This window comes from Streptomyces sp. NPDC050988 (assembly GCF_044456225.1).
Taxonomy (GTDB): domain Bacteria; phylum Actinomycetota; class Actinomycetes; order Streptomycetales; family Streptomycetaceae; genus Streptomyces.
Genome location: NZ_JBITFQ010000025.1, coordinates 108,454 through 122,507 on the forward strand (window position 1 = coordinate 108,454; position 14,054 = coordinate 122,507).

Here is a 14,054-nt window from a genome sequence, read left to right on the forward strand (position 1 = left end):
GTCCCGGGTGCGATGCTCCCGCATGTGACGGAACAGACGCATGACGAGGCCCACGGCGGGGCGCTGGGCGAGCGGCTGAACTGGCTGCGGGCGGCCGTTCTCGGTGCCAACGACGGCATCGTGTCCACCGCGGGCCTCGTCGTCGGCGTGGCCGGCGCGACGGACGCCCGCTCGGCCCTGCTGACGGCCGGGCTCGCCGGTCTGCTCGCAGGCTCCATGTCGATGGCCGCTGGGGAGTACGTCTCCGTCTCCACCCAGCGGGACTCGGAGAAGGCCGCCATCGCCGAGGAGAGGCGGGAGCTGCGGGACCAGCCGGAGGCGGAACTGGAGGAACTCACCGAGCTGCTGGAGGACCGGGGACTCTCCCGGGACGTGGCCTTGGAGGCGGCACAGCAGCTCACCGAACGGGACGCGCTGAAGGCCCACGCGCGCGTGGAGCTCGGCATCGACCCGGACCAACTCGCGAACCCGTGGCACGCGGCCTGGGCGAGCTTCCTGGCGTTCACCGCCGGGGCGCTGCTCCCGCTGCTGGCGATGGTGCTGCCTCCCGCCGACTGGCGCCTGGCCGTCACCGTGGTCTCGGTCCTCGCCGCCCTCGTCCTGACCGGCTGGACCAGCGCCCGCCTGGGCGCCGCGGACCCGGGCCGGGCGGTGCTGCGGAACGTGGCGGGCGGGGCACTCGCCATGGCGGTCACGTATGGGGCGGGCGCGCTGCTGGGGGCGGCCGGGGTGTGACGGTCACGACCTGGCGTCGAGGCGCTCGCGCGGTGGCCCGAGCCACTCGTCTCCTTGGCGGAGATCGCCAAGAAGCAAGCGCATACCCCCGGTAATACTTGTGGGTAACAACGTCTAGCCGCGGTCCACCAGCGGTTCTACGGTGCTTGCATGCCGAACCTGCCCGATGTCGTGCTGTGGTCGATACCCGCGTTTGTGCTGCTCACCGTGATCGAGGTGGTGAGTGTCCGGATCCATCCGGATGACGATGCCGCGGGGTACGAGACGAAGGACGCCGCCACGAGTGTCGGCATGGGTCTGGGGAGTCTGGCCTTCGACCTTCTGTGGAAGATCCCGATCGTCGCCGTCTACACGGCGATATATGAGCTGACACCACTGCGGGTGCCCGTCCTGTGGTGGACCGTGCCACTGATGTTGCTGGCGCAGGACTTCTTCTACTACTGGTCGCACCGCGGGCACCATGTGATCCGGATCCTCTGGGCCTGTCACGTCGTGCACCACTCCAGCCGGAAGTTCAACCTCACCACCGCGCTGCGCCAGCCCTGGACGACGTGGACCGTGTGGCCGTTCTACGTGCCGCTCATCGCGCTCGGCGTCCATCCGGCCGCGCTCGCGTTCTGCTCGTCGGTGAACCTCGTGTACCAGTTCTGGATCCACACCGAGCGCATCGACAAGCTGCCCCGGGCCTTCGAGTTCGTCTTCAACACGCCCTCGCACCACCGCGTCCACCACGCCTCCCAGGGCGGCTATCTGGACCGTAACTTCGGCGGGATCCTGATCGTCTGGGACCGGCTCTTCGGGTCGTTCGTCCTGGAGACCGAGCGGCCGGTGTACGGGCTGACCAAGAACATCGACACGTACAACCCGCTCCGGGTCGCGACCCACGAGTACGCCGCCATCGCCAGGGACCTGCGGGCCGCGGGGAGTTGGCGGGAGCGGGCCGGGCGGATGTTCGGGGGGCCGGGGTGGCAGCCGGTGCCGTCGCCCGCCCCGGCTTCGGTGGAGGCTGCCTCTTCGGAGAAGCCCGTCACGTCCCAGGAAGCGCCCCTGACGTCCCACGAGGAGCCCGTTACGTCCCAGGAGAGGCCCGTCACGGAGCCGGAGCCCGCCAAGTGAACGCGCGCCACGCGCGCGTGCTGCTCGTCGCCCTCGGCCTGGTGACGGTCGTGGATTTCGTCTCCCTGGCCGCCGGGTACGGGACCGGCCACACGGCGGCCAAGCCCCTCCTGATGCCCCTGCTCGCCCTCTACGCGCGCGCGTGCGGCGGACCCCGGCTCCTCGTCGCCGCACTGCTCTTCGGGTGGGGCGGAGACGTCCTGCTCCTCTTCGACGCCGAGCCGGCCTTCCTCGCCGGGATGGCGTCCTTCGCGGCGGGCCATGTCTGCTACCTGCTGCTCTTCCGGCAGACCACCGCACTCGCCGGGAAACGGCCTGCACGCGCGCGTGCCACCTGGCTGACGGCAGCCGCGTACGCCCTCGCCCTCGTCACCACCGTCGCCCTCCTGTGGCCCGGACTCCCCGCCGACCTCCGCGTCCCCGTCGCCGGCTACAGCCTGCTGCTGACCGCGATGGCGTACGGGGCAACGCGGCTCGGGCTTCTCGCGGGCGTCGGCGGCGCCCTGTTCATGCTTTCGGACACCCTGATCGCGACCGATGTCGCCGACTGGCCACAGCTTCCGAGGCCCGACTTCTGGATCATGATCACGTACGTCGCGGCGCAGTATCTGCTGGCCAGAGGAGTGTTGGGGGCCGTCGGCGCGCAGGCCGTGCCCCCGGAGACGTACCGTGAGAGGCGCACCCTCACCACCTGAGCAGGAAGCAGGATCAAGCCATGCGCGCCACCACCATCCACGCCCCGTTCGACATGCGGGTGGCGGACGTGCCCGATCCGGTGGTGCGGAATCCGGGCGACGCCGTGGTCCGCGTCCTGCGCTCCTGCATCTGCGGCAGCGATCTGTGGGCCTACCGGGGCGAGTCGGCGCGACAGGCCGGCCAGCGGATCGGGCACGAGTTCCTCGGGATCGTCGAGGAGACGGGTGCGGAGGTGACCGGCGTCGGGCGCGGTGACCTCGTGGTCGCGCCCTTCATGTGGTCCGACGGGGTGTGCGACTACTGCCGCGAAGGGCTCACCACGTCCTGTGAGCACGGCGGGTTCTGGGGCTCGGTCGGGTCCGACGGCGGGCAGGGCGAGGCCGTGCGTGTCCCGTTCGCCGACGCCACGCTCGTCGCGCTGCCCGCCGAGGCCGCCTCCGACGACCGTCTGCTGGCCGCCCTCCTGACGCTCTCCGACGTCATGGGGACCGGCCACCACGCGGCACTCGGCGCCGGCGCCCGCGCGGGAGCCACGGTCGCCGTCGTAGGCGACGGCGCCGTCGGCCTGTGCGGCGTTCTCGCGGCCAAGCGGCTCGGCGCCGACCGGATCATCGCGCTGGGGCGCCACGAGGCCCGTACGGACATCGCACGCCGTTTCGGAGCCACCGACGTCGTCGCCGAGCGCGGGGACGCGGCCGTCGAGGCCGTACGCGAACTCACCCGCGGCCAGGGCGCGCACGCCGTCGTCGAGGCCGTCGGGACCGAGCAGTCGATGAGGACCGCCGTGAGCATCACCCGTGACGGCGGGGCGATCGGCTTCGTCGGCGTTCCGCACGGCAGCGGCACCGGCCTCGACCTGAGTGTCATGTTCGACCGGAACATCGCCCTGCGCGGCGGGGTCGCGCCCGTCCGCACGTACATCCCGGAGCTGCTGCCCGACGTCCTCGACGGGACCATCGACCCGTCGCCCGTCTTCGACCTGACCGTCGGTCTGGAAGGCGTACCGGACGGCTACAAGGCGATGGACGAGCGCACCGCGCTCAAGGTCATGGTCGCCAACTGACCGACCCGACCGGCCATAGCGGTCACCAGCGGATCGGTACCGGCAGCGCCGTGAGCACCGCCGAGACCGCGACCACCACGCCCAGGACCACGACCTCCGCGCGCGCGGGGGAGTGGGCGGTGAGCGGGTCGGCCGCCCGGTGCAGCCGGTGACGGGCCCACAGGGCGAGGACGGCGACGGCGACCACGAGGAGCACCTTGGCGAGCAGGGTGCGCCCGTACGCCGTCGTCGTCAGCTGTTCCAGGACCGTGCCGGGCGGCATCCGGCGCAAGGTGCTGCACACCCCCGTCGCGGTGATCGCGGCGAGCAGAACGGCCGCCACGCGCGCGTAGAGGCCCAACAACGCGACGCCCTCCCCGGGGGCCGTGTTCCGCCACCGGTGGAGCGTGCGCAGGACGTACAGCAGCCCGCCCGCCCACAGGGCCGCGCACGTCACATGAACGAGTGTCAGTCCGGAGCCGATCAGCGGGCTCTGCTCCGTGGTGGGGTGGGCGCGCAGCGCCTCCGCGACGGCCACCGCGGCCAGCGGCCACACCTGGTTGACCGGGCGGCGCGACAGGGCGCACAGGCCCATCACGACGAACGCGTTGACCTCCAGCAGCGCGAGCGCGCCGTCCCGGGTCTGGTAGAGCCCGCCGATGTCCATGTCGGAGAGTTTCTGCGGCACCAGGTTGCCGGTGGCCACCACCGAGGCGAGACCGAGCGCGGCGACGAAACCGGCGGCGGCCGCGGCCGGGGCCCAACTGCGGGGCGCGTCCTCCAGAGGCACGCCCGGCACCCTGCGGGCCAGCCAGGCGACGAACAGCTCACCGGCCGAGACGCACACCGCGGCGAACAGGACCGTCCGCAACAGCGCGATCCCGCCCACGCCTGGAGCCGCGGCCTCTCCCGTGCCGCGCAGTGCGGCGGGCGGCCCGAGGAACGGGATCAGCGCGGCCAGGGCCACCAGGCCGAGGACGGCGACGGAACGCCGCACGACGGCCGCGCTCACCCGGGGCGCGCCCGCCTCGCCACCCGCGTCGGCAGTCGGTCTTATGGAACTCACCTCAAGATCTTCACCAGTCGTCCAGGTCCGGGCAAGTCCTGGCAAACAACTGGCGGAACGGTATTCCGCTCACGCACACGACATTCCGCCCATCCATACGCGCCCGGCCGCCCTCCGACTCAGACCCAGCGCGGCGAATCCGCACCCCAGGGCCCGGGAGGCCGCGACCAGTCGCCCGGCCCGCCCGCGAACGAGACCGGCGGCCGGGCGTACCGCAGCCGTCCCAGCGAACTGTCAGCCTCCGCGAGCCAGGGCGCCGGATCGCCGTACGAGGCCTCGGCCGAGCCGGAGGCGTGCGCGTCCTCAAGTGAGCCGGAATCGCAGGGCGAGCCCTCTGACGAGCCGGAGGCCTTCGTCGTCGTCCCGCCCGAGCCGGAGGCGTCTCCCCTCGCCTCACCCCGCTCGTCCCCGGCCATCAGCCAGGCCGCCGTCCGCGCCAACGCCGGCCGTACGAACCGTGTCCCGCCCTCGTCCAGCCCCTCCGTGACCGCGCGCAGCACACCGGCGGCCAGCAGATACCCCGTGCCGTGGTCGAGAGCCTGCGCGGGCAGCGCGCCGGGCTTCTCCTCGGATCCCTCGATGACCGCGATGCCCGTGGCCACCTGCACCAGACTGTCGAACCCCCGCCGCCCGCCCCACGGCCCGTACGCACCCCACGCCGACAGCTGCCCGACCACGATCCCGGGCCGCCGCTCGGCCAGCGCCTCCGCGGAGAGCCCGAACCGGTCCAGCGCGCCCGGGCGGTAGCCGGTCACGACGACGTCCGCCGAGGCGAGCAACTCCTCGAAGACCTGCCGGTCGTGCCGGCCGGCCGTCAGATCCAGGGTGGCGGACCGCTTCCCGAAGCCGGTGTCCGTGTGCTGGTCGGCGAGTTCGGGCAGCCCCGGCGGGTCGACACGCAGGACGTCCGCGCCGAGCAGCGCGAGGGTCCGGGTCGCGACGGGCCCGGCGATGACCCGGGTGAGGTCGAGTACGCGCAGGCCGGCGGCGGGCGCCAGCGGGTCCCCGGCGAGCGGCGGGAGGCTCCGCGAGACGGCGGAGTCCAGCCGCCCGCGCTCGACGAGCGGCTGCCCGGCGACCGCCGCCCCCTGCTCGTGCCGGGCCCATTCCCCAGGTGTGCGCAACGCGACGGCGAGGCCCCCGGCCGCGTACACCGCGTCCTCCACTTCCACGGCCGACCGCTCCGCCAGACACCCGGCTACGGCCTCCACCGAGGCGTCGTCCGGCAGCCCCAGGGCGCCCAGCAGCCGCGCCCGGTGATGCGGGTAGTTCGCGTGCGTGCGCACCCACCCGTCCGCCGTCCGCCAGAACCGCGACAGGGGCGCGAAGGTGACCGGCGCCCGCCCGTCGACGAGGAGATGCCGCTCGCTCACGAACGCCGTGGCGACGGCCCCATCGTCGACGCGCACCTCGGGCACGTCGGCGAGCCCCGCCCGTCGCGCGCCCAGTTCGGCGGCGGCCAGCGCGCACGCCCCCACACAGGCCCGCGCCAACTCCCGTACGGGCAGCCGTGCTTCCAGCGCGCCGGACCGTACGACGGTCGACAACCGTGGAAGCAGGCCGGGATCCCCGCCCAGTGAGGTCCACGCGAACTCCGTGGTCGGTGCGTCCGAATGCGTCATACGGGCACTATGCAGGGTGTACGCGATCAACATGGGACGCGGTGTCGTCCGGCACGTGACGCGGCGCTCCCCCCCCGGACGCGCGAGAGCCGGGCGGCCCGTGGACCACCCGGCTCGACTTCCTGATGAGGGATCAACCCCCTTCAGGGATGCGCTACTTCGTCACCGCGTCCAGCGCGTCGGCGGTGCCCCAGCCGTAGAAGCCGTTGTAGTTCTTCGGCCCCTCGCAGACCGCGTCGACCTTGCCGTCGCCGTCGATGTCGTACGGCTTGGTGCACGGCGTGGCGTCGGCCTCCGCGTACAGCAGGGCCTTCACCTTGGCCGCCGAGGCGTGCGGGTGCGTCGACTTGATGAGCGCGGCGACGCCCGCGACGTGCGGGGACGCCATCGACGTACCGGCCATGTAGCCCCAGGTGCCGCCGGGCAGCGGGCCGAGGATCAGGCCGCTGGTGGCCGGCGGGGCCGGGGTCTGGAGGCGTGTCGAGTCGCCGCCGGGGGCCGCGATGTCGATGACGCCCAGGCCGTGGTTGGAGAAGGACGACTTGATGCCCTTCGCACCGGTCGCCGCGACCGTGACGACACCCGGCAACTGGGTCGGGATGTCAAGGCATTCCGACGGGTCGATGACCCGCTCCGAAGGAGTCGAGTCGTTCGGCGAGACCGGGTCGGTGATCTCGTCGGCGGAGAGGTCGTAGTTCTCGTTGCCCGCCGCCGCGACGTTGACCGTGCCCTTCTTCTCCGCGTACTTCGTCGCCCGGCTGATGGCCTCGACGAGCGCCTTCTGGTCCGGGTCGTTCTTGCAGTTGAAATACCACGGGTCGGTGTAATAGCTGTTGTTCGTGACATCCACGCCGTGCGTGGCCGCCCACATGAAGCCGCAGACGACGGCCTCCGTGTAGAAGAAGCCTGCCGTCGTGGAGACCTTGATGCCGGAGACCTTCACGCCCGGCGCGACACCCGTGACCCCGACGCCGTTCTTGGCGGCCGCGATCTCGCCCGCGACATGCGTGCCGTGCGGGCTCTCGGCGGCGCTCGGCCGCCAGGCCCCGTCGGTTGTGTCCGGCTTGCCCGACACGCAGTTGACCGACGCGTCGCGGTCGAAGTTCGGTGCGATGTCGGGGTGCGTGTCGTCGACGCCGGTGTCGATCACGGCGACGGTGACCTTCTTGCTGCCGAGCGTCTTCTCGTGCGCCTTGTCCGCCTTGATGGCGGGCAGATCCCACTGCAGCGGCTCCAACGGGTCCTGCCCGGCCGCCGCCTCGACGTCCGCGACCTGCTCAGAGGTGAGCACCTTGGGGGTGCCGACGTCGGTCGTGGACTGCGCGGGCAGCGGGGCCGTGCGCGTCGAGCCCGCCGATTCCACGCCGCGCACCTTGCGGATCGTCTTGGCGAAGTCGGCGTTCGACGAGTGGACGACGATCACGCCGATCTTGTCGTACGACGTCACGATCGTGCCGCCGGCCCGGGCGATGGCCTTCTTCACCTGCGAGGAAGGACCATGCCCGGCGCGGACGTTGACGACGTAGCTCAGCGGGGTGGCCTCCGCCGAGATCTTCGCCGCCGCGTCGGCGACACCGGCCGTGTCGGGCGCCGGGGCGGCCGAGGCGCTGACGTTCGGCAGGAAGGCGAGAGCCGTCGCCAGGGCCATCCCCAGCGGGATGGCTATGACGCGGCGGGAGCGCGTCTGAGGCGCTGTCATGCTGTCTCCAGTTCGTTTCGCGAATACGTGCGGGCTGTGCGGGCCGTGCGGGAAGTCCCGGGAAACGCGGGCTACTTGACCGCCTTCAGCGCATTCACGATGCCGAAGCCGTAGAAGCCGTTGACACGCTTGCCGCCCTCACAGTTGGCGTCCTGCGTGCCGTTGCCGTCCTGGTCGTACGAGTCCGGGCAGCCCGGGTTGTCCGCCTGGGCCTTCAGCAGCGCCTGCAGCTGGGCGGGGCTCGCCCACGGGTGCTCGGACTTCAGCAGCGCGGCGACACCCGCGGCGTGCGGCGAGGCCATCGAGGTGCCCTGAAGGAAGCCGTACTGGTTGTTCGGCATCGTGGAGAGGATGCGGCCGTTCTTCGACGGGGTGTCCGGGATCTGGTAGAGCCGGTCACCGCCGGGGGCCGCGATGTCGATGACACCCTTGCCGTACGTCGAGTAGTACGACTTGAGATTCTGCACGCCCGTCGCGCTCACCGTCACGATGCCCGGCAGCTGGGTCGGTACGTCGAAGCACTCGTGCGGGTCGATCGTGCGCGTGACCGGGGTCGAGTCGTCGGGGCTCGTGTCGTCGACGATCGCGTCCGAGTCCAGGTCGTGGTTGGAGTTGCCGGCCGACGCGAGGTGCAGGGTGCCCTTCTTCGTGGCGTACTGCTGGGCCCGGTTGACCGCGTCGACGATCGCCTTCTGGTCCGGGTCGTTCATGCAGTTGTAGAGCCACGGGTCCACGTAGTAGCTGTTGTTCGTGATCTCCACGCCGTGGTCGGCGGCGAACACGAAGGCGCAGACGACGCTCTCCGGGTAGAAGAGTCCGTTGTCCGGGTCGCTGACCTTGATGCCGGATACCTTCACGCCGGGCGCGACACCGGCCACACCGACGCCGTTGCGGGCGGCCGCGATCTCACCGGCGACATGCGTGCCGTGGTAGTCCTCGGCGGTGTACGGACGCCAGGCGCCCTCGCTCGTGTCGGCCACGCCGCCCACGCAGTTGGCGGACTGCTTGGCGGAGAAGTTCGGGGCCAGGTCCGGGTGCGTGTCGTCGACACCCGTGTCGATCACGGCGACCGTGACCTTCTTGCTGCCCGGGTTGATCTTGGCGGCCTTGTCGGCGCCTATCGCGCGCAGGTCCCACTGGTCGGCCTCAAGGGGCTCGCTCTCCGGGGTGGCCGCGGCCTTCACCTTGGCGGCCTCGGCGGCCGACAGATAGTCGGCGGCGCCCTCGTCCGTCGTCCCCGCCGCGGTGAGCGGCGTCGTGCGCGTGGCACCGGCGGACTGCACCCCGCGCGCGGTGCGTATCTGCGGGCCGAACTCCGGGTTGGCGGAGTGGACGACTATGACGCCGATCCTGTCGTACGTGGTGACGACCGTGCCGCCGGCCTTGGCTATCGCCTTCTTCACCGACTCGATCGTGCGGCGGTCGGTCTTCGTGTTGACCACGTACGCGAGGTTCGGGCCGTCCGCCGCCGTGATGGCGGGAGCCGACTGCGGGGCGGCCGCCGTGGCGACGCCCGGAATGAAGCCGAGCGAGGCGGTGAGCGACAGAACAACGGGAACGGCGAGGGCGAGACGGCGTCTGGAACGCAGATGAGCCATGGGATCTCCACATCATCCGGAAACGGAACCGGCCCGAACACAGGTGGTGCCCGGGCAGGTACATGACGGGGTGGTGCAGGCCCGAAGCTATCTCCCGTCGTCCCTGGCCAGCAATGACTTACGGGGATGTCTTCCGAAACGTCGGCCGCGACTTCCGAAAGAAGTGCTCGGAGTTGAACCGCTCCTCACGCGGCTCCGTGACGTTGAGCAGGGAGCACGAGCACGATCGAGCCCCCTGTCGGATCACGCCCGGGGCACCTAACATCGCCACCCGGCCCACGTGATCCACATCACCGTGAGGTCAGAAATCAGCCATGTCCGTACCCAGTCCGTCCCCCGATCCCCAAAGACCCCCGTCCAACGTCGCAACCGCACCCGCAACGCGAGGAGACTCCGTGGCCACCGACGCACCGCCCCCCTCGAAAGCCGAGCCGCATCTCCCCACCACCGAGGAGTTCGTAGAGGTGCAGGAGAGCGCCGAGTTCGGTGAACTGCGCCGCGCCCACCGCTCCTTCGCCTTCCCGCTGACCATCGGCTTCATCAGCTGGTACCTGCTGTACGTCCTGCTGTCGATCTACGCGGACGACTTCATGGGCACCAAGCTCTTCGGCAACTTCAACGTCGCCTTCGTCCTGGGCCTCGCCCAGTTCCTCACCACGTTCCTCATCGCCTGGTGGTACGAGCGGCACTCCTCGTCCAAGCTCGACCCCAAGGCCGAGGCGATCAAGTCCCGGATGGAGGGCGGCGCATGAGCCCCGCGATCACCCAGGTTCAGCTCGCGCAGGCGCAGCTCGCGGCGGGGGAGGCCAGCGAACACCGACCGCTGATCATCTCCCTGTTCGCGGTCTTCGTCGTCGCCACCCTCGTCATCACCGTCTGGGCGGGCCGCCAGACCAAGGACGCCGCCGACTTCTACGCCGGCGGCCGTCAGTTCAGCGCCTTCCAGAACGGCCTCGCGGTCTCCGGCGACTACATGTCCGCCGCGTCGTTCCTCGGCATCGCCGGCGCCATCGCCCTCTTCGGGTACGACGGCTTCCTGTACTCCATCGGCTTCCTGGTCGCCTGGCTGGTGGCGCTGCTCCTGGTCGCCGAGCCACTGCGCAACTCCGGCCGGTACACGATGGGCGACGTCCTCGCGTACCGCATGCGCCAGCGCCCGGTGCGTACGGCGGCAGGCACCTCCACGATCGTCGTCTCGATCTTCTACCTGCTGGCCCAGATGGCGGGAGCGGGCGTCCTGGTCTCGCTGCTGCTCGGCATCACCAGCGACGCCGGGAAGGTCGGCATCGTCGCCCTGGTCGGCGTCCTGATGATCGTGTACGTCACCATCGGCGGCATGAAGGGCACCACCTGGGTCCAGATGGTCAAGGCCGTGCTGCTCATCGGCGGCACCCTGCTCATCACCTTCCTGGTGCTGCTCAAGTTCGACTTCAACGTCTCCGAGCTGCTCGGCAAGGCGGCCGAGAACAGCGGCGGCGGTGCGGCCTTCCTGGAGCCGGGCCTGAAGTACGGCCTCACCACCACGTCCAGCATCGACTTCATCTCGCTGGGCATCGCCCTGGTGCTGGGCACCGCGGGCCTGCCGCACATCCTGATCCGCTTCTACACAGTGCCCAACGCCAAGGCCGCGCGTAAGTCCGTGAACTGGGCGATCGGCATCATCGGCGGCTTCTACCTGATGACCATCGCGCTCGGCTTCGGCGCGGCGGCCCTCATCTCGAAGGAAGAGATCGTCGAGTCCAACCCCGCGGGCAACACGGCCGCGCCGCTGCTCGCCCTGCATCTGGGCGGCGTCGACTCGGCCTGGGGCGCGATCCTGCTCGCCACGATCTCCGCGGTGGCCTTCGCCACGATCCTCGCGGTGGTCGCCGGTCTGACCCTGGCCTCGTCCTCGTCGTTCGCCCACGACATCTACGCGAACGTCATCAGGAAGGGCAAGGCCACCGAGAAGGAGGAGATCAACGCCGCCCGGTACGCCACCATCGGTATCGGTGTCGTCTCCATCGGCCTCGGCGCCCTGGCCCGTGACCTCAATGTCGCCGGTCTGGTCGCCCTCGCCTTCGCGGTCGCGGCCTCCGCCAACCTGCCGACGATCCTCTACAGCCTCTTCTGGAAGCGGTTCACCACCCAGGGCGCGCTGTGGTCGATCTACGGAGGCCTCACCACGGCGGTCGGCCTGGTGCTGTTCTCGCCGGTCGTCTCCGGCAAGGCCACCTCGATGTTCCCGGACGTCGACTTCCACTGGTTCCCGCTGGAGAACCCGGGCATCATCTCCATCCCGGCCGGCTTCCTGCTCGGCTGGCTCGGCACGATCCTGTCCAAGGAGGAGCCGGACACCGGCAAGTACGCCGAACTGGAAGTCCGCTCCCTCACCGGCACCGGAGCGCACTGACCGTCCCGCCCAGCGGCCGCGTCGTAGATCCCTACGACGCGGCCGCGGTGCGTCTCGTGGGATCAGGGCCCGTCTCGTTGTCGGTCCCGTCACGTAGGCTCGCTGGTATCGGATCGACTGATCGACCGGATGTCTCTGCCGAGGTCCGTATGGAAAGAGCTAGAGGGAGGGGGCCCACGTGCTCATCGACACCTACGGCCGAGTGGCCACCGATCTGCGTGTCTCGCTGACCGACCGGTGCAACCTCCGGTGCACGTACTGCATGCCCGAGGAGGGCCTGCAGTGGCTGGCCAAGCCGGACCTGCTCTCGGACGACGAGATAGTCCGCCTCATCGACATAGCCGTCACCCGGCTGGGCATCACCGAGGTCCGCTTCACCGGCGGCGAGCCCCTGCTGCGCCCCGGCCTCGTCGGCATCGTGGAGCGCGTGGCCGCCCTTGATCCCCGCCCTCAGATGTCCCTGACGACGAACGGCATCGGCCTCAAGCGCACCGCGACCGCCCTGAAGGCGGCGGGCCTGGACCGGGTCAACGTCTCACTGGACACCCTCCGCCCCGACGTCTTCAAGACCCTCACCCGCCGTGACCGCCACAAGGACGTCATCGAGGGCCTCGAAGCCGCCCGCGCCGCGGAGCTGACCCCGGTCAAGGTCAATTCCGTACTGATGCCGGGACTGAACGAGAACGAGGCGCCCGACCTGCTCGCCTGGGCCGTGGAGCACGACTACGAACTGCGGTTCATCGAGCAGATGCCCCTGGACGCGCAGCACGGCTGGAAGCGCGACGGCATGGTCACCGCCGGTGACATCCTCGCCTCACTGCGTACGCGCTTCGAACTCACCGAGGAGGGGTCCGAGGAGCGGGGTTCGGCACCCGCCGAGCGGTGGATCGTGGACGGGGGTCCGCACCGGGTCGGTGTGATCGCTTCCGTGACGCGCCCCTTCTGCTCGGCCTGCGACCGTACGAGGCTGACGGCCGACGGCCAGGTCCGCACGTGCCTCTTCGCGCGCGAGGAGACCGACCTGCGGGCCGCCCTGCGCTCGGACGCACCGGACGAGGAGATAGCCCGTATCTGGCGGCTCGCGATGTGGGGCAAGAAGGCGGGGGCGGGCCTGGACGACCCGACGTTCGTGCAGCCGGACCGGCCGATGTCGGCGATCGGCGGCTGAGCGCTCCGCGGGGACGGCTACTCCGGGGACTCCCAGTCCTCCAGGAGTACGACGTCCTTCAGGAAGCCCCGTACGCCCAGGAACTGGGACAGGTGCTCCCGGTGCTCCTCGCACGCGAGCCACGTCTTGCGGCGCTCCGGCGTGTGCAGTTTGGGGTTGTTCCAGGCGAGGACCCAGACCGCCTCGGCTCGGCAGCCCTTCGCCGAACAGATCGGGGAGGAGGGCGAGGACGGCTCGGAACCGGGGACGTTCAGAATCACGTCTCGACCCTACGTCAGAGGGGTTGGCCGACCCTTCCGGGTGCTGTTGAGGGGGCCATGAACCCGGCTCCACAAAAGGCGACGCCGAGCAGCCACGGGGGGAGCTGCCCGGCGTCGGTCTGTCGCTCCGACGGGGGATGCGGAGCGCGTACGAAGTATGTCACGGGTAACCCGTCGCCCGGCACCGGAACAACATGATTGATCTGAGCTTTTCTTGAGCTTGGTATGGTCCTGAACTTCGGTCACGGACGATCGTTCGTGGTCAGGTCCGCTCGTGCGGCTCGTCCCGCAGGCGGGCACCCGCATCGGTCACGAGGTCTTCCGGGACGGATTCCGCGGCGTCGCCCGCACGGGGCGCCGTGAGCATCGGACGGGTCGGCGCGGTCACGAACGTGGACGGCAGCGAGGGCGCGTTCTCCCGGCCCGCGTTGGCGATCACCACGGCGACGTACGGGAGCAGGATGCCGAGCGCCAGGGCAACGACGGCGACGTGCCGTTCGACGTTCCAGAGCGTGGCCGCGAGGATCACCGAGAGTGTGCGGACGGACATCGAGATGATGTAGCGGCGCTGCCGGCCGCGCACATCGTCGGCGAGGCCCTGCCTGGCTCCGGTGATCCGGAAGACCTCGACCTCGCTCTGCTTCCGCATCACGTTCCACC

Annotated in this window: 13 protein-coding genes; 7 read left to right on the top strand and 6 right to left on the bottom strand. The window is 70.6% G+C overall.

The genetic code is table 11. The annotated features are described in order from the left end of the window. The first annotated feature begins 24 nt into the window (after window positions 1–24). The 4 genes from ACIBEI_RS36670 (at window position 25) to ACIBEI_RS36685 (ending at window position 3,610) form a co-directional block, all read left to right on the top strand. Window positions 25–735, top strand: coding sequence for a VIT family protein (locus ACIBEI_RS36670; protein WP_398894809.1), 711 nt, complete (start codon window positions 25–27; stop codon window positions 733–735). A gap of 150 nt (window positions 736–885) precedes the next feature. Further along, window positions 886–1,851: a sterol desaturase family protein gene (locus ACIBEI_RS36675; protein ID WP_398894810.1), complete on the top strand. Its 966-nt coding sequence runs from the start codon at window positions 886–888 to the stop codon at window positions 1,849–1,851. Continuing rightward, on the top strand, window positions 1,848–2,546 hold the full coding sequence (locus ACIBEI_RS36680) for a lysoplasmalogenase (RefSeq protein WP_398894811.1): 699 nt from the start codon (window positions 1,848–1,850) through the stop codon (window positions 2,544–2,546). The genes ACIBEI_RS36675 and ACIBEI_RS36680 overlap by 4 nt, the downstream gene beginning before the upstream one ends. Window positions 2,547–2,566: 20 nt before the next feature. Next, window positions 2,567–3,610 (top strand): zinc-dependent alcohol dehydrogenase family protein, encoded by a 1,044-nt coding sequence (locus ACIBEI_RS36685; RefSeq protein WP_398894812.1) that lies wholly within the window; start codon window positions 2,567–2,569, stop codon window positions 3,608–3,610. Window positions 3,611–3,632: 22 nt separating this feature from the next. Here ACIBEI_RS36685 and ACIBEI_RS36690 read toward each other — a convergent pair whose 3' ends face one another. The 4 genes from ACIBEI_RS36690 to ACIBEI_RS36705 all read right to left on the bottom strand — a co-directional run bounded on the left by ACIBEI_RS36690 (window position 3,633) and on the right by ACIBEI_RS36705 (window position 9,574). Continuing rightward, window positions 3,633–4,655: a CopD family protein gene (locus ACIBEI_RS36690; RefSeq protein ID WP_398894813.1), complete on the bottom strand. Its 1,023-nt coding sequence runs from the start codon at window positions 4,653–4,655 to the stop codon at window positions 3,633–3,635. A gap of 119 nt (window positions 4,656–4,774) precedes the next feature. Next, entirely contained in the window at window positions 4,775–6,277 is a 1,503-nt protein-coding gene (locus ACIBEI_RS36695; protein ID WP_398894814.1) for a CoA transferase, read from the bottom strand. A gap of 154 nt (window positions 6,278–6,431) precedes the next feature. Further along, window positions 6,432–7,976, bottom strand: coding sequence for a S8 family serine peptidase (locus tag ACIBEI_RS36700; RefSeq protein ID WP_398894815.1), 1,545 nt, complete (start codon window positions 7,974–7,976; stop codon window positions 6,432–6,434). Between the two features lie 71 nt (window positions 7,977–8,047). Beyond that, the gene (locus ACIBEI_RS36705; protein ID WP_398894816.1) at window positions 8,048–9,574 is read right to left on the bottom strand and encodes a S8 family peptidase; all 1,527 of its coding nucleotides are present in this window, start codon (window positions 9,572–9,574) and stop codon (window positions 8,048–8,050) included. A gap of 395 nt (window positions 9,575–9,969) precedes the next feature. Here ACIBEI_RS36705 and ACIBEI_RS36710 point away from each other — a divergent pair, with 395 nt between their 5' ends. The 3 genes from ACIBEI_RS36710 (at window position 9,970) to moaA (ending at window position 13,134) form a co-directional block, all read left to right on the top strand. Continuing rightward, window positions 9,970–10,326, top strand: a complete 357-nt coding sequence (locus ACIBEI_RS36710) for a DUF485 domain-containing protein (protein WP_398894817.1) — start codon at window positions 9,970–9,972, stop codon at window positions 10,324–10,326. Further along, entirely contained in the window at window positions 10,323–11,966 is a 1,644-nt protein-coding gene (locus ACIBEI_RS36715) for a cation acetate symporter (protein WP_398894818.1), read from the top strand. The genes ACIBEI_RS36710 and ACIBEI_RS36715 overlap by 4 nt, the downstream gene beginning before the upstream one ends. 178 nt (window positions 11,967–12,144) lie before the next feature. Further along, on the top strand, window positions 12,145–13,134 hold the full coding sequence (moaA, locus tag ACIBEI_RS36720) for a GTP 3',8-cyclase MoaA (protein ID WP_398894819.1): 990 nt from the start codon (window positions 12,145–12,147) through the stop codon (window positions 13,132–13,134). 17 nt (window positions 13,135–13,151) lie between these two features. Here moaA and ACIBEI_RS36725 read toward each other — a convergent pair whose 3' ends face one another. Beyond that, window positions 13,152–13,394 (bottom strand): hypothetical protein, encoded by a 243-nt coding sequence (locus tag ACIBEI_RS36725; RefSeq protein WP_398894820.1) that lies wholly within the window; start codon window positions 13,392–13,394, stop codon window positions 13,152–13,154. 262 nt (window positions 13,395–13,656) lie between these two features. Continuing rightward, window positions 13,657–14,043 carry a DUF3099 domain-containing protein gene (locus tag ACIBEI_RS36730; protein WP_398894821.1) on the bottom strand — a complete coding sequence of 129 codons (387 nt, stop codon included), beginning with the start codon at window positions 14,041–14,043 and terminating at the stop codon, window positions 13,657–13,659. Window positions 14,044–14,054: the final 11 nt, after the last annotated feature.